At 60.7% G+C, this 18,776-nt stretch carries 17 protein-coding genes and 2 pseudogenes; 9 read left to right on the top strand and 10 right to left on the bottom strand.

Going from position 1 to position 18,776, the window contains the following annotated elements; all coding sequences use genetic code 11:
• Window positions 1-64 precede the first annotated feature (64 nt).
• A complete protein-coding gene (gene trpE / locus KI241_RS24650) occupies window positions 65-1,546 on the top strand; it encodes an anthranilate synthase component I (RefSeq protein ID WP_123579675.1) in 1,482 nt (493 codons plus the stop codon).
• Between the two features lie 125 nt (window positions 1,547-1,671).
• On the opposite strand, the gene estP is transcribed toward trpE, so the two are convergent.
• Complete coding sequence (gene estP / locus KI241_RS24645; protein WP_042730262.1) at window positions 1,672-3,579, bottom strand: esterase EstP; 1,908 nt, start codon at window positions 3,577-3,579, stop codon at window positions 1,672-1,674.
• 411 nt (window positions 3,580-3,990) lie between these two features.
• Between estP and KI241_RS24640 the strand changes: the two genes are divergently transcribed.
• From KI241_RS24640 to KI241_RS24625, 4 genes are read left to right on the top strand one after another with little or no spacing between them, the layout of a single operon-like run.
• Entirely contained in the window at window positions 3,991-4,584 is a 594-nt protein-coding gene (locus KI241_RS24640; protein WP_042730263.1) for an aminodeoxychorismate/anthranilate synthase component II, read from the top strand.
• Between the two features lie 9 nt (window positions 4,585-4,593).
• Complete coding sequence (gene trpD / locus KI241_RS24635) at window positions 4,594-5,643, top strand: anthranilate phosphoribosyltransferase (protein ID WP_042730264.1); 1,050 nt, start codon at window positions 4,594-4,596, stop codon at window positions 5,641-5,643.
• Window positions 5,640-6,476, top strand: a complete 837-nt coding sequence (trpC, locus tag KI241_RS24630) for an indole-3-glycerol phosphate synthase TrpC (RefSeq protein WP_042730265.1) — start codon at window positions 5,640-5,642, stop codon at window positions 6,474-6,476. The genes trpD and trpC overlap by 4 nt, the downstream gene beginning before the upstream one ends.
• 5 nt (window positions 6,477-6,481) lie before the next feature.
• Window positions 6,482-7,183, top strand: a complete 702-nt coding sequence (locus KI241_RS24625) for a lipoate--protein ligase family protein (protein WP_042730266.1) — start codon at window positions 6,482-6,484, stop codon at window positions 7,181-7,183.
• Here KI241_RS24625 and crp read toward each other — a convergent pair.
• The gene (gene crp, locus KI241_RS24620; RefSeq protein WP_042730267.1) at window positions 7,180-7,824 is read right to left on the bottom strand and encodes a cAMP-activated global transcriptional regulator CRP; all 645 of its coding nucleotides are present in this window, start codon (window positions 7,822-7,824) and stop codon (window positions 7,180-7,182) included. The genes KI241_RS24625 and crp overlap by 4 nt on opposite strands.
• Before the next feature lie 232 nt (window positions 7,825-8,056).
• Here crp and KI241_RS24615 point away from each other — a divergent pair, with 232 nt between their 5' ends.
• Window positions 8,057-8,479, top strand: a complete 423-nt coding sequence (locus tag KI241_RS24615; protein ID WP_042730268.1) for an OsmC family protein — start codon at window positions 8,057-8,059, stop codon at window positions 8,477-8,479.
• 60 nt (window positions 8,480-8,539) lie between these two features.
• On the opposite strand, the gene coq7 is transcribed toward KI241_RS24615, so the two are convergent.
• From coq7 to hemJ, 6 genes and pseudogenes are all read right to left on the bottom strand, one after another.
• Window positions 8,540-9,187, bottom strand: a complete 648-nt coding sequence (gene coq7 / locus KI241_RS24610) for a 2-polyprenyl-3-methyl-6-methoxy-1,4-benzoquinone monooxygenase (protein ID WP_042730269.1) — start codon at window positions 9,185-9,187, stop codon at window positions 8,540-8,542.
• Between the two features lie 73 nt (window positions 9,188-9,260).
• Complete coding sequence (locus tag KI241_RS24605; protein WP_042730270.1) at window positions 9,261-9,599, bottom strand: histidine triad nucleotide-binding protein; 339 nt, start codon at window positions 9,597-9,599, stop codon at window positions 9,261-9,263.
• An 82-nt stretch (window positions 9,600-9,681) separates the two neighbouring features.
• Entirely contained in the window at window positions 9,682-10,470 is a 789-nt protein-coding gene (locus KI241_RS24600) for an SDR family oxidoreductase (RefSeq protein ID WP_042730271.1), read from the bottom strand.
• A gap of 62 nt (window positions 10,471-10,532) precedes the next feature.
• Window positions 10,533-11,500: pseudogene (locus tag KI241_RS24595) on the bottom strand (DUF805 domain-containing protein).
• 53 nt (window positions 11,501-11,553) lie between these two features.
• Window positions 11,554-12,522 (bottom strand): nitronate monooxygenase family protein, encoded by a 969-nt coding sequence (locus KI241_RS24590; protein WP_042730273.1) that lies wholly within the window; start codon window positions 12,520-12,522, stop codon window positions 11,554-11,556.
• 49 nt (window positions 12,523-12,571) lie between these two features.
• On the bottom strand, window positions 12,572-13,003 hold the full coding sequence (gene hemJ, locus KI241_RS24585) for a protoporphyrinogen oxidase HemJ (protein ID WP_003177725.1): 432 nt from the start codon (window positions 13,001-13,003) through the stop codon (window positions 12,572-12,574).
• Window positions 13,004-13,137: 134 nt separating this feature from the next.
• Here hemJ and argC point away from each other — a divergent pair, with 134 nt between their 5' ends.
• Window positions 13,138-14,172, top strand: coding sequence for an N-acetyl-gamma-glutamyl-phosphate reductase (gene argC / locus KI241_RS24580; RefSeq protein ID WP_042730274.1), 1,035 nt, complete (start codon window positions 13,138-13,140; stop codon window positions 14,170-14,172).
• Window positions 14,173-14,313: 141 nt separating this feature from the next.
• Window positions 14,314-14,664, top strand: coding sequence for an iron-sulfur cluster insertion protein ErpA (gene erpA / locus KI241_RS24575; protein WP_003177727.1), 351 nt, complete (start codon window positions 14,314-14,316; stop codon window positions 14,662-14,664).
• A 68-nt stretch (window positions 14,665-14,732) separates the two neighbouring features.
• On the opposite strand, the gene KI241_RS24570 is transcribed toward erpA, so the two are convergent.
• Both KI241_RS24570 and KI241_RS24565 read right to left on the bottom strand, forming a co-directional pair.
• Complete coding sequence (locus KI241_RS24570) at window positions 14,733-15,824, bottom strand: anhydro-N-acetylmuramic acid kinase (protein ID WP_042730275.1); 1,092 nt, start codon at window positions 15,822-15,824, stop codon at window positions 14,733-14,735.
• Window positions 15,825-15,827: 3 nt separating this feature from the next.
• Window positions 15,828-17,241 (bottom strand): annotated as a pseudogene (locus KI241_RS24565) (peptidoglycan DD-metalloendopeptidase family protein).
• 210 nt (window positions 17,242-17,451) lie between these two features.
• Here KI241_RS24565 and tyrS point away from each other — a divergent pair.
• A complete protein-coding gene (gene tyrS, locus KI241_RS24560; protein ID WP_042730277.1) occupies window positions 17,452-18,651 on the top strand; it encodes a tyrosine--tRNA ligase in 1,200 nt (399 codons plus the stop codon).
• The last annotated feature ends 125 nt before the right edge of the window (window positions 18,652-18,776 follow it).

Genomic DNA, 18,776 nt, shown 5'->3' with positions numbered 1-18,776 from the left:
TCCTGCCGGTTGTCCGGCGCGTTTGCATTCCTGACTGTCAGCTCCTCTTGCCACGAGGCACCCCATGATCCGCGAAGAATTCCTGCGTCTAGCCGCTGCCGGCTACAACCGCATTCCGCTTGCCTGCGAAACCCTGGCCGACTTCGACACGCCGTTGTCGATCTACCTCAAGCTGGCCGACCAGCCCAATTCCTACCTGCTCGAATCGGTGCAGGGCGGCGAGAAGTGGGGGCGTTATTCCATCATCGGCCTGCCGTGCCGCACGGTGCTTCGGGTCCACGACCATCGCGTCAGCGTGACCCATGACGGTGTCGAGGTCGAAAGCCACGAGGTCGAAGACCCGCTGGCCTTCGTCGAAACCTTCAAGGCCCGCTACAACGTGCCGACCATTGCCGGGCTGCCGCGCTTCAACGGTGGCCTGGTGGGGTACTTCGGCTACGATTGCGTGCGCTACGTGGAAAAACGCCTCGGCACCTGCCCGAACCCCGATCCGCTGGGCGTGCCGGACATCCTGCTGATGGTGTCCGACGCGGTCGTCGTCTTCGACAACCTGGCCGGCAAGATGCACGCGATCGTCCTCGCCGATCCGTCGCACGAAGATGCCTACGAGCAAGGCCAACAAAGCCTGCAAGCGTTGTTGGAAAAGCTCCGCCAGCCGATCACGCCGCGCCCTGGCCTGGATTTCAGCAAACAGTCGGCGGCCGACCCGGTGTTCCGTTCAAGCTTCACCCAGGCTGATTACGAGCGGGCCGTCGACACCATCAAGGAATACATCCTGGCCGGTGACTGCATGCAGGTCGTGCCGTCGCAGCGAATGTCCATCGACTTCAAGGCGGCGCCCATCGACCTGTATCGGGCGCTGCGCTGCTTCAACCCGACGCCCTACATGTACTTCTTCAACTTCGGCGACTTCCATGTCGTGGGCAGTTCGCCGGAAGTGCTGGTTCGGGTCGAAGACAACCTGATCACCGTGCGGCCGATCGCCGGTACGCGCCCCCGCGGCGCCACCGAGGAAGCCGACCGGGCGCTGGAAGAAGACCTGCTGTCGGACGCCAAGGAAATCGCCGAGCACCTGATGCTGATCGACCTGGGGCGCAACGACACTGGACGGGTGTCGGAAGTCGGCTCGGTGAAGCTCACCGAGAAAATGGTCATCGAGCGCTATTCCAATGTGATGCACATCGTGTCCAACGTCACCGGCCAACTGAAGGCCGGACTGACGGCGATGGACGCCTTGCGGGCGATCCTGCCGGCGGGCACCTTGTCCGGCGCGCCGAAAATCCGCGCGATGGAAATCATCGACGAACTCGAGCCGGTCAAGCGTGGCGTGTATGGCGGGGCGGTGGGTTACTTCGCCTGGAACGGCAACATGGACACCGCCATTGCCATTCGCACGGCGGTGATCAAGAACGGTGAACTGCACGTGCAGGCCGGTGGTGGCATCGTCGCCGACTCGGTGCCAGCGCTGGAATGGGAAGAAACCCTGAACAAGCGCCGGGCGATGTTCCGTGCCGTGGCGCTGGCCGAACAGACTTCGAGCGATTGAACCCCTTCAACAACTCGATCAATGTGTGGGAGCGAGCTTGCTCGCGATGAGGCCGTCATATTCAACCAACCAGTTGACTGACAGTCCGCAATCGCGAGCAAGCTCGCTCCCATAGGTTCTCTCGATCAGAAGTCCAGACTGACGCCCACGCTCACCCCTTGCTGGGTCATGTCATCATCCTTGCGCAACGTATAGCCGCCCCGCAGTGCCAGGTCGTTGGTCAACTTGTGGCTGACCCCCAGGCTCAGGCGATTCAAGTGGCTCTGTGGCGTGTAGCCTTCAAGCGTGAAGTCGTTGGCCGGCAGGCTGTTGAGGGCGATGTTCACCTTCTGCGTGTCGTCTTCGTACTCGCGTTCGTGGGCGTATTCACCAAACACCTGGGTCTGGCGAGTGAGGTTGTATTTGCCTTGCAAGCCAATGCCCAGGCGCTTCGAGTCGCGAGTCTGGTCGTCGAAGGTCAGGGCAGTGGAACGGTTGCTCTTCTCGGAATAACCGTCGACTTCCACCTTCGCATAGTCGGCGCTGATGAACGGTGACAGGTGCCATTCGCTGCCCGGCTGGGCGATGTCATAGCCCACGCGGGTGCTGAATGCCCACAGGTGACCGTCGGTGTCGCCTTTTTCCTGCGCCTCGTTGACGCCCAGGTCGAACTTGCGCTCCAGGCTGTCGTAGTCGAGCTTGCCACCGGTCAGTGCCGCGTCGGCCCACCAGCGATTCTGCTGGAACTGGGCGAAAGCGGTCGCCAGATAACTGTTGAGCTTGTAGTTCGAATCGTTGTGGCCGGCGTCCATGTCCTGGCGGTAGAGGCCTGCCGCGACACCCACGCGCCAGGCTTCATTGAGGCGATAGCTGCCGCCGATGTTCAGGCTGTAGCCGCTGCCATCGGCGCTGGCGCCGCTGCTCTGACTGTCGACATCCAGATGCTGGCCGCCGCCTGCAACGATCGCTCGCCATTGGCCGACTGCCTGCCAGTTCTCCCAATCCGATTGCCACTGGCTGCGCAATTCATCCTGGTGGGCGCGCAGGGTCGAGTGGACCATTTCCGGCAGCAAGGTCAGCTCCCAGGGTGCTGCGAGCAGGGAATAGGCGTAGTCGGCGATCAGCTTTTGCCCGGTCTCGGTCGGGTGGACGGCGTCGTTGTAGATCAGCTTGGTGGGATCAGGCGTGGCACTGTTGATGCCGTAAGTGGGGTTTTCCGTGCAGTTATTGCCGCTGAAGCAGGTGGCGGTGAGGTTCTCGCCGGTGGCGAGGCCGAACCGTGCCGGGTCGGCGAAGCTTTCGCGCAACAGCAGCGGAATGTTCAGCGGAATGACTTCGGCGTCGATGCCCTGCAACCGTGTGACCAGTTGCTGGTTGAAGTCGTTGCCCAGTTGCGAGAAGACGTCCTGCAGCGGGCCGCCATTGAGTGCTGGGGTCAGGCCCAGGTCGGGCAGTAGCCAGACCATCACATAGCGGGCACCGGCCGTTTGCAGCACCTGGACGCTGTCGGCCAGGCGGTCGGCAGCGGCCTGCGCCTGCGCGGTGTTCAGGACCCGGCCCTGGAGAAAGTCGTTACCACCCCCGGAAAGGTAATACAGCGCATTCGGATCGGCCCGCAGGCCATTGGACTGCAAGTAGCCAGGGCGGCTGCGTTCGCCGGTATCGGACACACCGGTAATCGACTCCAGGATCTGGTCGGTGCGATAACCGCCCACCGCCCAGTTATTGCCATCGGCGAGCCCCTCGTTGGCGCGGACCGCCGAGGTGGAGGCGGCGGTTTCGTCGGCGGAATAACCCAGGCGCCCGCCGAGCAGTTGGGTCGAGTTGGCGGAATAGGCTTCGCCGCTGCCGTTCGTGTAGTTCGGGCCGGTTCGGTTGGTGTAGCGCTCGGTCGAGCCAGGTGGGCCATTGGGGTCGGCGAATTGGCCGGCATCATTGAGGCTGTCACCGAACACGATGAACTTGGAATAGGGGGTGGATGCGGCGCTCGCCTGGGCGCAGGCCATCGCCAGCAGACAACTGGCAATCGGTACGAACAGCGTCTTTTTGATCATGGGAAAATCCGTTTTTATCTTATTGTTGTTTGGCAAACGAAACGACAGTACCAAAAACTTCCGGCGTTTTGCCATCTGTCCGCGCTGCCGCGATTGTTTCAAGGACCTTCGGGATCGGTCATATTGCGTGCTCAGCCCAGCTAGGCTACTGTGCCGGGACGTATGAACGAGACTTCCCTTGTGTCGATTTTCAGCAAACTTCTGGATCAAATGATCAAGGCACACGCCCGCTGGCGTTGGCGCGCCTGAACATTCTCCGCCGGCCTCGCCGGACCTGTACCGATTTGCCTTCTTTACCCGCTTGAAAGCCGCTTTGCCGGGGTGCCACGTGCCCTGCCAAGCGCAACACCGCGCGGGTCACTCTCCGAAGGCTGTATTTAAAGTCAGTGAATTCAATAGGTTGCTTACGCCATGTTGCTGATGATCGATAACTACGACTCTTTTACCTACAACGTTGTGCAGTACCTTGGCGAGCTGGGCGCCGAGGTCAAGGTCGTGCGCAACGACGAATTGACCATCGCCGAAATCGAAGCCCTCAAGCCTGAGCGCATCGTTGTCTCCCCCGGCCCGTGCACGCCGACCGAAGCGGGCGTCTCCATCGAAGCCATCAAGTATTTCGCCGGCAAGCTGCCGATCCTGGGCGTCTGCCTGGGCCATCAGTCCATCGGCCAGGCGTTCGGCGGCGATGTGGTGCGCGCCCGGCAAGTCATGCACGGTAAGACTAGCCCGGTATTCCACGAGGACAAGGGCGTGTTCGAGGGCCTGAACCGGCCGCTGACCGTTACCCGCTACCACTCCCTGATCGTCAAGCGCGAAACCTTGCCCGATTGCCTGGAGTTGACGGCCTGGACCCAGCTCGACGACGGTTCTGTGGACGAAATCATGGGGCTGCGACACAAGACGTTAAACATCGAGGGTGTGCAATTTCATCCCGAGTCTATTCTCACCGAGCAGGGCCACGAGCTGTTCGCCAACTTCCTCAAACAAACCGGCGGCACGCGCTAAGGACTTTTCATGGATATCAAGACAGCCCTGAGCCGTATCGTCGGCCATCTCGACCTGAGCACCGATGAGATGCGCGACGTAATGCGCGAAATCATGACCGGGCAATGCACGGATGCGCAGATTGGCGCATTCATGATGGCCATGCGCATGAAGAGCGAGAGCATCGATGAAATCGTCGGCGCGGTCTCGGTCATGCGCGAGCTCGCCGACAAGGTCGAGCTCAAGACTCTGGACGGCGTCGTTGACGTCGTGGGCACCGGCGGCGATGGCGCCAATATCTTCAACGTTTCCACCGCGTCGGCGTTCGTCGTCGCAGCGGCCGGCTGCACCGTTGCCAAGCACGGCAATCGCGCGGTGTCGGGCAAGAGCGGTAGCGCCGATCTGCTTGAAGCGGCCGGGATCTACCTGAACCTGACGCCGGTCCAGGTGGCCCGTTGCATCGACAACGTCGGCATCGGCTTCATGTTCGCCCAGACCCACCACAGCGCCATGAAGCACGCCGCCGCGCCGCGCCGCGATCTGGGGCTGCGCACATTGTTCAACATGCTCGGCCCGCTTACGAATCCGGCCGGCGTGAAACATCAGGTGGTCGGGGTCTTCAGCCAGGCGCTGTGCCGGCCATTGGCTGAAGTCCTGCAGCGCCTGGGCAGCAAGCATGTCCTGGTGGTTCATTCGAAAGATGGCCTGGATGAGTTCAGCCTGGCGGCCCCCACCTTCGTGGCCGAACTAAAAAATGATCAGATCAGCGAGTATTGGGTCGAACCTGAAGACCTGGGCATGAAGAGCCAGAGCTTGCACGGCCTGGCGGTCGACGGCCCGGCCCAATCCCTGGAGCTGATCCGCGATGCCCTGGGCCGCCGCAAGACCGAGAATGGCCAGAAAGCCGCCGAGATGATCGTGCTCAATGCCGGCGCTGCGCTGTACGCGGCGGACCACGCCAGCAGCCTCAAACAAGGCGTCGAGCTGGCCCATGATGCGCTGCACACCGGCCTGGCGAGGGAAAAGCTCGAGGAACTGGGTGCATTTACCGCCGTATTCAAAGTGGAGAACGAAGGATGAGTGTGCCAACGGTTCTGGAAAACATCCTGGCTCGCAAGGCTGAAGAAGTGGCCGAGCGCCGTGCTCGGGTCAGCCTGGCCGAATTGGAAGGCCTGGCCCGCTCGGCGGATGCGCCCCGGGGGTTTGCCCAGGCACTGATCGATCAGGCCAAGAGAAAGCAACCGGCGGTCATCGCTGAAATCAAGAAAGCCTCTCCCAGCAAGGGCGTGATTCGCGAGGACTTTGTCCCGGCCGACATCGCCAAGAGCTACGAGAAGGGTGGGGCGACCTGCCTTTCGGTACTGACGGATGTCGACTTCTTTCAGGGCGCCGACGCGTATCTGCAGGAGGCGCGAGCGGCCTGCAAGTTGCCGGTGATTCGCAAGGACTTCATGATCGACCCGTATCAGATCGTCGAGGCGCGTGCCCTGGGCGCCGATTGCGTGCTGTTGATCGTCTCCGCCCTGGACGACGTCAAGATGGCCGAGCTGGCCGCCGTGGCCAAGGGCGTGGGCCTGGACGTGCTGGTGGAAGTCCATGATGGTGACGAGTTGGAGCGGGCGCTGAAAACCCTCGACACCAAGCTGGTGGGCGTGAACAACCGCAACCTGCACACCTTTGAGGTCAGCCTGGAGACCACCCTGGACCTGCTGCCGCGGATTCCGCGCGACCGCCTCGTCATCACGGAAAGTGGCATCCTCAACCGCGCCGATGTCGAGCTGATGGAAGTCAGCGACGTCTATTCGTTCCTGGTGGGTGAAGCGTTCATGCGGGCCGAGAACCCGGGCACCGAGCTGCAACGCCTGTTCTTTCCTGAGCGTGGCCTGCCGGTCAGCGGCTCGACGCTGGACTGAGGCCCATGTCGCCGGTGATTTCCCTGGCCGTCGAAGCGGGCCTGCAAGCCGAACAGGATCTGCTCGCCAGCATTTGCGCGGGCGATGCCGAGTTCGGCCTGTTGTTCTGGCAGCCCAGTGACCGCGCGCTGGTCATGCCGCGGCGCTTGAGTCGCCTGCCCGGCTTTGAACACGCCAGCGCGGTATCGGCGGCCCACGGCTGGCCGGTGCTTTTGCGTGAAACGGGGGGTGAGCCGGTGCCGCAGTCTTCTGCGACGGTCAATATCGCCCTGGTCTACGCGCCGCCGCGCAGCGAGGGGGATCACGGCCGCATCGAAACGGCCTACCGTCGGTTGTGCGAGCCCATCTGCCAGTTGCTGGATGAGTTGGGCGGCGTGGCTTCCCTGGGCGAGGTGGAGGGGGCGTTCTGCGACGGTCGATTCAACGTTAACCTCGATGGCCGCAAGATGGTCGGCACCGCCCAGCGCTGGCGCCAAAGCAAGGGCGGCCAGCGTCCGGTGGGTCTGGTCCATGGCGCACTTCTGCTTGAGAACGAGCGTGAGTCCATGGTTGCGGCGGTCAATCGCTTCAACCAGGCCTGTGGCCTGGAGCAGCGAGTGCGTGCCGAAAGCCACATCGCGCTGCATGAGAAATTCCCCGCGCCCGAGGCGTTGGAGCGGCTCGATGAGTTGTACCGGGCGTTGTTGACCGAACTGCTTGGCGGTTAACGCGTTCCGAACACCACCATGGTCTTGCCTTTGACGTCGACCAGGTTGCGCTCTTCCAGATCCTTCAGCACACGGCCGACCATTTCCCGAGAGCAGCCAACGATCCGGCCGATTTCCTGGCGAGTGACCTTGATTTGCATGCCGTCCGGGTGGGTCATGGCGTCGGGCTGCTTGCACAGGTCCAGCAGGCAGCGGGCCACGCGCCCCGTCACGTCGAAAAAGGCCAGGTCGCCGACCTTGCGAGTTGTGTTGCGCAGGCGCTGTGCGATTTGTCCGCTGAGGACGTAAAGAATGTCCGGGTCTTGCAGGGACAGTTCTCGGAATTTCGTGTAGCTGATTTCCGCGACTTCGCATTCGATCTTGGTTCGCACCCACGCACTGCGTTGCTGTTCCTTGCCTGCCTGCTCGAACAACCCCAGCTCACCGAAAAAGTCCCCGGAGTTGAGGTAGGCGATGATCATCTCCCGCCCGTCGTCATCCTCGATCAGGATGGTGACCGATCCCTTGATGATGAAAAACAACGTGTCCGAACGGTCCCCTGCGCAAATGATGTTGTGCTTGGCCGGATAGCGACGGCGCTGGCAATGCATCAAGAGCTTGTCGAGATTCTTGATCTTGAGCGTGGGAGTAATGGCAACCATGGTTGTGTCCCGAAAAACGGCGCGGTATGAGGTTTGGTTTTTTATGGGCGCGATGAAAATCGCTGAAAGCTGGCAATAAGCCAGCGAGTTGGCGCCAGCTTAACAGAGGCACTCAAAATTGATTCGAGAATTTACTCAGGGACGTAAGTGTCAGGCGACGTAAGGCAAAAGCAGCCACGACGGAGGGCTGTGCTAAGCTGGCGACCCTTTTTTAGACAGTGGAGTCTTGGCGATGAAGGCACGCATCCAATGGGCTGGCGAAGCCATGTTCCTCGGTGAGTCGGGCAGTGGTCACGTGGTCGTCATGGATGGCCCGCCCGATGCCGGTGGTCGGAACCTGGGTGTCCGGCCAATGGAAATGCTCCTGCTGGGCGTAGGCGGTTGCAGTAACTTCGACGTGGTCAGCATTCTCAAGAAGTCGCGCCAGGCCGTCGAAAGTTGTGAAGCGTTCCTGGAAGCGGAGCGCGCCACGGAAGATCCGAAAGTGTTTACCAAGATCCACATGCATTTCGTGGTGAAAGGGCGTGCGCTGAAGGAAGCCCAGGTCAAGCGGGCCATCGAGTTGTCTGCCGAGAAATACTGCTCGGCTTCGATCATGCTTGGCGCTGCGGGCGTTGAAATCACCCACGATTACGAAATCATCGAGCTGGGCTGATCGAGCTGAGTTCATCGTGGCAAGGGCGCACACGCCGTTGCCACATGAACATTGGCCTTGTCAGATCCGGTAGGTGCTCTTGGTCATGACCTTGGCCAGCAGGCTCATGCCGAACTTCACGGGAGCCGGGAAGCGGAAGCCGCCGGCCTCGAGCGCGCTTTCGGCGTGGTGTTCTTCGTCCTTGCGCATCTGCTCCAGAATCGCGCGGGATTTTTCATCCTCGGCGGGGAGTTGTTCCAGGTGTTCATTGAGGTGCTTGCACACCTGATGCTCGGTTGCGGCGACGAACCCCAGGCTGACCTTGTCGCTGATCAACCCGGCCACGGCGCCGATGCCGAATGACATGCCGTAGAACAGCGGATTCAGGACGCTGGTGTGGCTGCCCAGTTGGCGAATGCGTTGCTCGCACCAGACCAGATGGTCGATTTCTTCTTCGGCGGCATGCTCCATGGCCTCGCGCACCCGGGGCAATTTCGCGGTCAACGCCTGGCCTTGGTACAAGGCCTGGGCGCAGACTTCACCGGTGTGGTTGATTCGCATCAGGCCAGCCACGTGGCGGGTCTGCTCGTCACTGAGCTGGGCGTCCGGCTGCACGATAGCCGGCGATGGCCGATACGGTTGGCCACTGAAGGGCAATAGCGTGCGCATCGCGGTATCGGCTTGCAGCAGCAGGCGGTCAATCGGCGAGTAGTGACGTTGGGTAGTCATGCGTACCTCCGGGAAAAAACAGCGGCCAGTTTAACTCAATCGGCCGCCGGTGATTTGCGTTGGGTCAGGGTTATCAACCCGGCGGCCAGTTCATCTGGCGCTGTCCCAGCACGTGCATATGAATGTGATAGACGGTCTGTCCACCGAGTTCATTGCAGTTCATCACCACGCGAAAGCCTTCCTCGCAGCCCAGTTCAAGCGCCAGGCGCTGGGCGGTGAACAGAATGTGCCCGGCCAGGCCTTTGTCCGCTTCGGTCAGGTCATTGAGGGTGCGAATCGGTTTTTTCGGAATGACCAGAAAATGCACCGGCGCCTGGGGGGCGATGTCGTGGAAGGCCAGGACCTGGTCATCCTCGTAAATGATCTTCGCCGGGATTTCCCGGTTGATGATCTTGGTAAACAGAGTATCCACAGCTGTTTCTCCGTTGAGTGGGTCGAGGTCGAGTGTACTGAAGGCTCGGTCGGCGAGCCTGGGTTTTTAAACGTTCGGCAGATCAGCGCGGGCAGTAGGCCTTGTTGGTCCTGCCGGCGAGGGTCCGGACCAGCCACCGCGAGCCCAGGCGTGGCAAGGCGGCCAACCAGCGGTTGCGGCGTCCGGGAATGATGATGGCGGTGTTTTTGTCCAGCGCACGCACGGCGTACAGCGCGACTTCTTCCGGGCTCATCAGGTGCTTGTCGTGGGTGAGGTGTTGCTCGTGCATCTGCGCCCTGGCGAAAAAACCGGTACGGGTCGGGCCGGGGCAAAGCACCGAGACCTTGATCGCACACTTTTTCAGTTCGACCCGCAGGGCCTCGGAGAAGTGCAGCACGTAGGCCTTGCTGGCGTGATAGGTGCTCATCCATGGGCCGGGCTTGAACGCGGCCGTCGATGCCACGTTGAGGATCTGGCCGCCACCCTGCAAGGCCATGCTGTTGCCGACGGCGTGGCAAATGCGCGTCAGGGCGAGGATGTTCACTTCGATCAGGTCCTGTTCGGTCATCCAGTCCTGGCCCAGGAACGGGCCGCAGGTGCCGATGCCCGCACAATTGACCAGCAAGTCGATTTGCCGCTCGCCTTCCTCTAGCTCCAGGAGAAAACCTGAAAGCCTCAACGGTTCGCCCAGGTCGCAGGCCCGGAACAACACCTCTACGCCAAAGCGCTGGGTCAGTTCAATGGCAATACTTTCCAGCCGATCACGCTGTCGGGCCACCAGTATCAGGTCGCGACCGCGCCGGGCCAGCGCTTCGGCCATGGCCAGGCCTATGCCGCTGGAAGCGCCAGTGATCAGAGCGTAACGGGTCATGCAGTTCTCCATCGCAACAGCCCGCCGCCAGTGGACTGGGCTGTCACCGGTACGCAGCGCGCTTATTGTTCCTCTTGTTCCTCTTCATAGTCTACAGAAGGAGAGGCGGGCTCGGCTGCCTCGGCAGCGGGTTCTGCGCTGGTCTCGTCGCTGGATTCACTGCTTTCGTAGCTGCTCAGGGAACTGGTGTCGTAGTCCTCGGAGAGGCCGCTGAAGGCCCCGGCCACGGCGCCAACGATCATCAGGACGATCAGCACGACCCATAGCCACGACAGAACCTTGACCGCGGTGCTGTTAGGCGGTGGCGGTGGGCCGTAGCGGTTGGGGCCGTCGTTGCCTGGCGCGCAGATCATCACGAGCGGGAAGACGCTGCCTACGAACGGCACCAGGTTGAGCAGCCACAGCCAGCCGGACCAGCCAATGTCATGCAGGCGCTGGACGCTGAACTGGATGCTCACGAAGGCAAAGCCGAGGAAGATGGCCCCGCCGATCAACCCGCCGACGATCATGGCCGCCAGCGAATTCGAAGCGAGGACCCATGACAGGCTGTACCAGAAGGCGATGCCGATGACGGGCAACATGGCGAGTGTCAGGACCATGGTCCAGGCCAGGTAGCGCAGGCGCCCGATACGGCCTTCGAAACTGAAGGGTTTGAGGGTGCTGTAGGTGGCGAGGCTTTCGCCAACGTCGGCCCGAGGGGAGCGTAGGGGGAGACGGGATCAATGAGCGCGTCAGAGTGGCGTGCGCCTGGCTGCTGGGGCGAGTCCTGCACTTCGCCGAGGTCCAGTTGGAGAGATGGCTCTGCCTCGATCCGGGCATCGATTCCGCTTTTGTTCAGCGCTTCCAGGTATTTCTGGGCTTCGCTTTGGGACAGGTTGCTTTTGAGCGCAACCTTGCGGCCACTGAACAACCGCTCGATGGCGCTGACATCGCTCTTGAACAACTCGGCGAGGTTGAGTTTGGCTGTGGTGGTATCGACGCCCGGCATCAGGGCTCCGTCGAATACGATATTGAAACGGGTTTCACTCATGCCCGGCATCCTTGTCTCTAAATGGTTATGCAGCGGTTTTTGATCGGGGCAGTTCAGCGAGGCCATTGGCCGCCGAGCTGCGTCGCCCGGGCTTGCGCCTGGCGGTATTCTTTGTCCAGTCGGGCCACCAACTCATCGACGCTGGGCAGATCATGGATTTCCCCCACGCCCTGGCCGGCGGACCACACGGTTTTCCAGGCCTTGGCCTCATCGTTCAGCGGCTTGAGCTTCGAGCCAAAGTCGACTTCGCCTTTGCCCTGCAAGGCAGCGAGGTCGAAGCCGGCGTTTTCCAGGCTCTGGCGCATGAAGCTGGCCGGCACCCCGGATACCGCAGGAGTATGCACGATGTCTGCGGCTCTGGATGTGAGCAACATCTCTTTATAGGCGTCGGGCGCATGGCTTTCACGGGTGCCGATGAAGCGTGTCCCGAAATAGGCCAGGTCCGCGCCGAGCAACTGGGCGGCCAGTATCTGATGGCCGTGGTTCAGACAGCCCGCCAGCAGCAAGGTTTTATCGAAGAACTGGCGGATCTCGGCGACCAGCGAGAACGGGCTCCAGGTTCCGGCATGGCCCCCGGCGCCGGCCGCCACGGCGATCAGGCCATCAACGCCGGCTTCGGCTGCTTTCTCGGCGTGGCGCCGCGTGGTGACGTCGTGGAACACCAGGCCACCATAGCCATGCACGGCGTCCACCAGTTCCTTGACCGCGCCCAGGCTGGTGATGACGATCGGCACCTTGTGTTCGATGCAGATCGCCAGGTCGGCCTGAAGGCGCGGATTGCTGTGATGGACGATCAGGTTGACGGCGTAGGGGGCTGGATTCTCCAGCGCTGCCAGGCCTGCTTCGATTTCCTCCAGCCAGGCCTTGAAGCCACTGCTTTCGCGCTGGTTCAGTGCGGGAAAGCTGCCGACGATACCGTTTCGGCAGCAGGCCAGTACCAGCTGTGGATTGGAAATCAGGAACATCGGCGCAGCCACGACGGGCAAGCGCAGGCGTTGTTCGAGTAGAGCGGGCAGCGACATGAGAAGTACCCCGGATAAAGTAGTGCCGATTGGAAGGTTAGGCTTTGTCCTAGAACGGGCGAACCACGACCAGAATTACAATAGCCAGCAATATCAGAACCGGCACTTCATTGAACCAGCGATAAAAGACATGGCTGCGGGTGTTTTCGCCACGGGCGAAGCGTTTTACCTGGGCGCCGCACATGTGGTGATAACCGATCAGCAGCACCACCAGCGTCAGTTTGGCGTGCATCCAGCCACCCTGGGTGAAATACGCGCCGGCGTTCAGGCTCAGCAGCCCGATGCCGAACACCAGGGTGGCGATCATTGCCGGGCCCATGATGCCGCGATACAACTTGCGCTCCATCACGCTGAAGCGTTCCTGGCTGACGCTGTCCTCGCTTTGGGCGTGATAGACGAACAGGCGAGGCAGGTAGAACAGCCCTGCGAACCAGCAGACCATGCTGACGATGTGAAGTGCTTTGAGCCACAGATAGAGCATTTTGAGTTATTCCCAGATTCACGGTAGCCCGATAGTAGAGGTTAGAGCGGCCACACGTCACCTTGGCGGTTGTCGCGGCGCCGCGCGCCCCCTATCATCGACGGCTTTCCAGTGGGTTCGTTGAGGGCAGGTTTATGGTCAAGGTCGGTATCGTCGGCGGCACGGGTTACACCGGTGTCGAACTGCTGCGTCTATTGGCACAGCATCCGCAAGCTGAGGTAGTGGTCATTACCTCGCGATCCGAGGCTGGCCTGGCTGTCGCCGACCTGTATCCGAACCTGCGAGGCCACTACGATGGCCTGGCTTTCAGTGTTCCAGACATCGAGACCCTGGGCGCCTGCGACGTGGTGTTCTTCGCCACGCCTCACGGAGTTGCCCACGCCCTGGCGGGTGAGCTGCTGGCTGCGGGGACCAAGGTCATCGATCTGTCGGCGGACTTCCGCCTGCAGGATGCGGACGAGTGGGCCAAATGGTACGGCCAGCCCCACGGTGCGCCGCAGTTGCTCGAAGAAGCCGTCTACGGCCTGCCGGAAGTCAACCGCGAAAAAATAAAACAAGCGCGACTGATCGCGGTGCCGGGTTGCTATCCAACGGCAACACAGTTGGGCTTCCTGCCGCTGCTCGAAGCAGGCCTGGCCGATGCGTCGCGCTTGATCGCCGACTGTAAATCCGGTGTCAGCGGTGCCGGGCGTGGCGCCAGCGTAGGCTCGCTGTACTCCGAAACATCGGAGAGCATGAAGGCCTATGCCGTCAAAGGTCACCGGCATTTGCCGGAAATCCGCCAGGGCCTGCGCCGTGCCGCGGGCAAGGACGTCGGCCTGACCTTCGTCCCGCACCTGACGCCGATGATTCGCGGCATCCACTCCACTCTCTACGCAACCGTCGTCGATCGCTCGGTAGACTTGCAGGCGTTGTTCGAAAAACGCTATGCCAACGAACCGTTCGTGGACGTCATGCCGGCTGGCAGTCATCCGGAAACCCGCAGTGTGCGTGGCGCGAACGTTTGCCGTATCGCCGTGCACCGTCCGCAGGATGGTGACCTGGTGGTGGTGTTGTCGGTCATCGATAACCTGGTCAAGGGTGCATCGGGCCAGGCGGTGCAGAACATGAACATCCTGTTCGGGCTGGATGAGCGCCTGGGGTTGTCCCACGCGGGGATGTTGCCTTAAAGCCGTTTGAAAGCGGCAAGACTCCAGCCTGAAACCTGGAGCTTGCCACCGCGCTTCTAATAGTTGACCGATTTGGTAGGAGAAGCGGATAATGCCCGCCATCACGCATTATGGCGGCGTAAACGCCGGGAGATATTCAGCATGAGCGTCGAAACCTTCACCCCCACGGCTTTGCAATTTACCCACGGTGCTGCGCACAAGGTGAAGAGCCTGGTCGATGAAGAGGGCAATGATCGTTTGAAGCTGCGCGTATTTGTAACGGGCGGCGGTTGTTCCGGTTTCCAGTACGGGTTCACTTTTGATGAGGAAGTGGCCGAGGACGACACCATCGTGGAGCGCGAAGGCGTCAGCCTGGTGGTCGATCCAATGAGCTTCCAGTACCTGGCGGGTGCCGAGGTGGATTATCAGGAAGGCCTGGAAGGTTCGCGTTTCGTGATCAAGAACCCTAACGCTACCACGACGTGTGGGTGCGGCTCTTCGTTCTCGATCTGATTGCTTCAATCAAAAACGCCGCAGTGCCTTACGGCCCTGCGGCGTTTTGTTGTCTGCGATTCATAGGCTCAAGCGGGGTAGATGGCGCCGAGTACGCGAAGACCTCGTGCGCCGGTCACGCTTGGGCGGTTGCCGGGAATGCCATGAAGGCAGCAATGGGCCAGCCAAGCGAATGCCATGGCCTCCACCCAGTCCGGATCGACGCCGTATACCGCCGTACTGCTGACGCGGGTCTGCGGCAACAAGTCGGCCAAGCGCGTCATCAGCGCCTGGTTGTGCGCGCCGCCGCCGCAAACCAGCAGCTCTTCGGTATCTGACTGGGCCTGTCGCAAGGCGTCGACGATGGTCACCGCCGACAGTTCTAGCAGTGTGGCTTGCACGTTTTCGGGTGTGAAGGTCGGCAGGTGCGACAGGTGCCGGGCCAGCCAAGGCAGGTTGAATACCTCTCGCCCTGTACTCTTGGGGCCCGTGGTCACGAAGAAGGGGTCACCGAGCAGCGTTTTCAACAGGGTGGGTTCGACGTTGCCACTGGCGGCCCATTGGCCGTCGCGGTCAAAGTGTTCACCTTTCTGCTGATGTATCCAGGCATCGAGCAACACGTTGCCGGGGCCGCAATCGAAGCCGGCAACGGGTTTTCCTGGCTCGATCAGGCTGAGATTACTGAAGCCACCGACATTCAATACGGCCCGTTTGCCAGTTCGCTCTTCAAACAATGCTTCGTGAAACGCCGGTACCAGGGGCGCACCTTGCCCACCGGCGGCGACATCGCGGCTGCGAAAGTCGCTGACGATGCTGATTCCGGTCAACTCACTGAGCAGTGCCGGATTGCCGATCTGTACGGTAAAGCCCCGCGCCGGCTCATGGCGAATGGTCTGGCCATGGCTGCCAATCGCCGTAATGTCTTGTGGTTTGAGCTGCTGCTCGTTGAGCAAGGTGCGAACGCCCTGTGCGGCCAGCGTTACCCAGTTCTGCTGGGCGATGGCGGAGCGGGCGATCTCATCGGGCCCGCTGCTGCACAATTCGAGCAATTCGGCCCGCAGGGACGCGGGCATGGGGATGTAGTGCGTGGCGACCAGTTTGATCGCCGGAGCCAGTTCGACCAATGCGATATCCAGGCCGTCGAGGCTGGTCCCGGACATCACACCGATATAAAGCGCCATGGCCTAGCGCTTGCTCGAGGCGAGCAGGGTGGCTTTCTCTTGATCCATGCGCGCCATCAGCGGTTGGCTCTGAGCCAGGAAGCGGGCGCGCTCGGACTTGGCGATCGGATCGGCCATCGGCAGTTTCTGACCCAGTGGATCGACGTGGACGCCATTGACCTGGAATTCATAGTGCAGGTGCGGTCCGGTGGACAGGCCGGTGGTTCCGATATAGCCGATCACCTGGCCTTGCTTCACGGTACCGCCAGTCTTCACGCCTTTGGCAAAGCCCTGCATGTGGCCGTACAGCGTCCGGTAAGTGTTGCCGTGCTGGATGATCACCGTGTTGCCATAGCCGCCGCGGCGGCCGGCCAACAGGACCTTGCCATCGCCGGCAGCCTTGATCGGCGTGCCCCGTGGTGCGGCGTAGTCGACGCCTTTGTGGGCGCGAATCTTGTTCAGGATCGGGTGCTTGCGGCCAGCGGAAAACTTGGAGCTGATGCGGGCAAAATCAACCGGCGTACGGATGAATGCCTTGCGCATGCTGTTGCCGTCCGCCGTGTAGTAGCTGCTGTTACCCTGTTTATTGGTGTAGCGCACCGCAGTGTACGTCTTGCCACGGTTGGTGAAGCGTGCGGACAGGATCGGGCCGTTGCCGACGCTTTTGCCGTTGACCACCTTTTGCTCGTAGATGATGTCGAACTCGTCGCCCTGGCGAATATCCTGGGCGAAGTCGATGTCGTAGCCAAATACGTTGGCCATGTCCATGGTCAGGCTGTGGGACAGGCCGGCCCGGGCTGCCGATTGCGACAGCGAGCTGTTGATCACGCCATGTACATATGCCGAACGAACGGTGGGTTTGGCGATGACGCGGTTGAATACATAGCCCTTGTCATTCTTGGTCAGGGTGATGCTTTCCAGGTCGCTCAACTTGGTGTGCAGGTTGTTCAACTGGCCATCTGGATTGAGTTCGAATTCGAGCTTCTGGCCGCGCTGCAGTTGAGTGAACTGCTTGGCTTGCTTGTCGCTGGCCAGGATTTCGTGGACCGATGTCGAAGGCAGGCCCACTTTTTCAAAGAGCGTAGAGAGGGTGTCGCCTTTGGCGACAATCACTTCGCGATGGTCCGGTCCTTTCTTTTCCTCGACCGCAGGAGCAACGGCCTGAGCGGTCTCGGGGGCGTCGTCGGCGTTGTTTTCAATCTGCGCAAAAGGGAGGCTGCCGGTTCGTTTGTGGCTTGGACGGCTTCGGCAGCGTCTTGTTCTTGTGTCAGTTGTTCAGCAGGGCTTTCCAGTTCAAGGCTCAGCGTCGTCTTTTTGGCTTCCACGTCACTGGAGGGAATACCAGGAGCGCCAGGCTAAGGAGGGCGGCGATACCACTTGCGGCAAGCAGGTGGGTCTTCGGGTAAAGCGGTGGCGCTTTAGACGGTTCGGTGGTCATAGGTAATTTGACTTTTGAAAAGATGAATTGGAAAAGATGAATGACATGATGAAGATGAAATAACTGTATAAAATATAACCAAATCCCCTTCGAAGCAAGCCCGCGGACGCTCTGTCCGTGGATTGGCGTCCGCGTGCCGGGCAAGCCTTGTATTTGGTGCGCGATATTGTATGGTTGGGGCCCTTTGAATCTGAGCCTTGCGGGTCTGTTATGAAGTCGGTTGAAGAGCAGCTAGCGCTGATCAAACGTGGTGCGGAAGAACTGTTGGTCGAGTCCGAGCTGATCGAAAAACTCAAGCGTGGGCAGCCGCTGCGTATCAAGGCCGGTTTCGACCCGACGGCGCCCGATCTGCACTTGGGGCATACCGTACTTATTAATAAGCTGCGCCAGTTCCAGGACTTGGGGCACCAGGTCATCTTCCTGATCGGTGACTTCACCGGGATGATTGGTGATCCGAGTGGCAAGAGTGCGACTCGTCCACCGCTGACCCGTGAGCAGGTTCTCGAGAATGCCGAGACCTACAAGGCGCAGGTTTTCAAGATTCTTGATCCGGCCAAGACCGAGGTGGCGTTCAACTCCACTTGGATGGATAAGATGGGGCCGGCGGACTTCATTCGCCTGACCTCCCAGTACACCGTGGCTCGTATGCTCGAGCGCGATGACTTCGATAAGCGCTACACCACCAATCAGCCCATCGCTATCCATGAATTCCTCTATCCGCTGGTGCAGGGGTACGACTCGGTCGCATTGCGGGCCGACGTCGAGTTGGGCGGTACGGATCAGAAGTTCAACCTGCTGATGGGGCGTGAACTGCAGCGCGGTTATGGTCAGGAAGCTCAATGCATCTTGACCATGCCGTTGCTGGAAGGGCTGGATGGCGTGAAGAAGATGTCCAAGTCGCTGGGCAACTACGTCGGTATCCAGGAGGCGCCGGGCGTTATGTACGGAAAGTTGGTTTCCATTCCGGATGCTTTGATGTGGCGTTACTTCGAGCTGCTGAGTTTCCGCTCCATGGATGAGATCAACGCTTTCCGTGCCGATGTCGAGGCGGGGGCCAATCCGCGGGACATCAAGATCAAGCTGGCCGAGGAAATCGTTGCTCGTTTCCACGGTGAAGAAGCGGCGGCCAACGCCCATCGTGCGGCGGGTAACCGCATGAAGGATGGCGAGTTGCCGGATGATCTGCCGGAGATCGAACTGGCTGCGGCTGAAGATATGCCTATTGCGGCTGTTCTTAATAAGGCTGGCTTGGTCAAGAACGCCGCTGTGGCGCGTGATCTCCTGGGTTCGGGTGGCGTGCGTATCGATGGTGAGGTGGTTGATCGCACCTTCCTATATAAGCTGGGCGCTACTCACGTATGTCAGGCTGGTAAGAAGGCTTTCGCGCGTATCACGCTGAAATCCGAATAAAGCTGAAATTAAGTGTTGACGGCAGATTCCAGACGTCTATAATTCGCCCCACTTCCGGCGCAGTCGAAACGAAAAACTCCTTGAGTTTCAATGAGTTAAACGATTTTCGGCAGTGCAGGGCTTCA

The sequence above is a fragment of the Pseudomonas sp. Cab53 genome (genome assembly GCF_018325965.1).
Taxonomy (GTDB): Bacteria; Pseudomonadota; Gammaproteobacteria; order Pseudomonadales; family Pseudomonadaceae; genus Aquipseudomonas; species Aquipseudomonas chlororaphis_E.
This window is presented reverse-complemented; position numbering and strand designations above follow the sequence as displayed.

Excerpts from the sequence above, each read along its gene's own strand:
- trpE (WP_123579675.1), top strand. The coding sequence starts at position 65 with ATGATCCGCGAAGAATTCCTGCGTCTAGCCGCTGCCGGCTACAACCGC.
- estP (WP_042730262.1), bottom strand. The coding sequence starts at position 3,579 with ATGATCAAAAAGACGCTGTTCGTACCGATTGCCAGTTGTCTGCTGGCG.
- KI241_RS24640 (WP_042730263.1), top strand. The coding sequence starts at position 3,991 with ATGTTGCTGATGATCGATAACTACGACTCTTTTACCTACAACGTTGTG.
- trpD (WP_042730264.1), top strand. The coding sequence starts at position 4,594 with ATGGATATCAAGACAGCCCTGAGCCGTATCGTCGGCCATCTCGACCTG.
- trpC (WP_042730265.1), top strand. The coding sequence starts at position 5,640 with ATGAGTGTGCCAACGGTTCTGGAAAACATCCTGGCTCGCAAGGCTGAA.
- KI241_RS24625 (WP_042730266.1), top strand. The coding sequence starts at position 6,482 with ATGTCGCCGGTGATTTCCCTGGCCGTCGAAGCGGGCCTGCAAGCCGAA.
- crp (WP_042730267.1), bottom strand. The coding sequence starts at position 7,824 with ATGGTTGCCATTACTCCCACGCTCAAGATCAAGAATCTCGACAAGCTC.
- KI241_RS24615 (WP_042730268.1), top strand. The coding sequence starts at position 8,057 with ATGAAGGCACGCATCCAATGGGCTGGCGAAGCCATGTTCCTCGGTGAG.
- coq7 (WP_042730269.1), bottom strand. The coding sequence starts at position 9,187 with ATGACTACCCAACGTCACTACTCGCCGATTGACCGCCTGCTGCTGCAA.
- KI241_RS24600 (WP_042730271.1), bottom strand. The coding sequence starts at position 10,470 with ATGACCCGTTACGCTCTGATCACTGGCGCTTCCAGCGGCATAGGCCTG.
- KI241_RS24590 (WP_042730273.1), bottom strand. The coding sequence starts at position 12,522 with ATGTCGCTGCCCGCTCTACTCGAACAACGCCTGCGCTTGCCCGTCGTG.
- hemJ (WP_003177725.1), bottom strand. The coding sequence starts at position 13,003 with ATGCTCTATCTGTGGCTCAAAGCACTTCACATCGTCAGCATGGTCTGC.
- argC (WP_042730274.1), top strand. The coding sequence starts at position 13,138 with ATGGTCAAGGTCGGTATCGTCGGCGGCACGGGTTACACCGGTGTCGAA.
- erpA (WP_003177727.1), top strand. The coding sequence starts at position 14,314 with ATGAGCGTCGAAACCTTCACCCCCACGGCTTTGCAATTTACCCACGGT.
- KI241_RS24570 (WP_042730275.1), bottom strand. The coding sequence starts at position 15,824 with ATGGCGCTTTATATCGGTGTGATGTCCGGGACCAGCCTCGACGGCCTG.
- tyrS (WP_042730277.1), top strand. The coding sequence starts at position 17,452 with ATGAAGTCGGTTGAAGAGCAGCTAGCGCTGATCAAACGTGGTGCGGAA.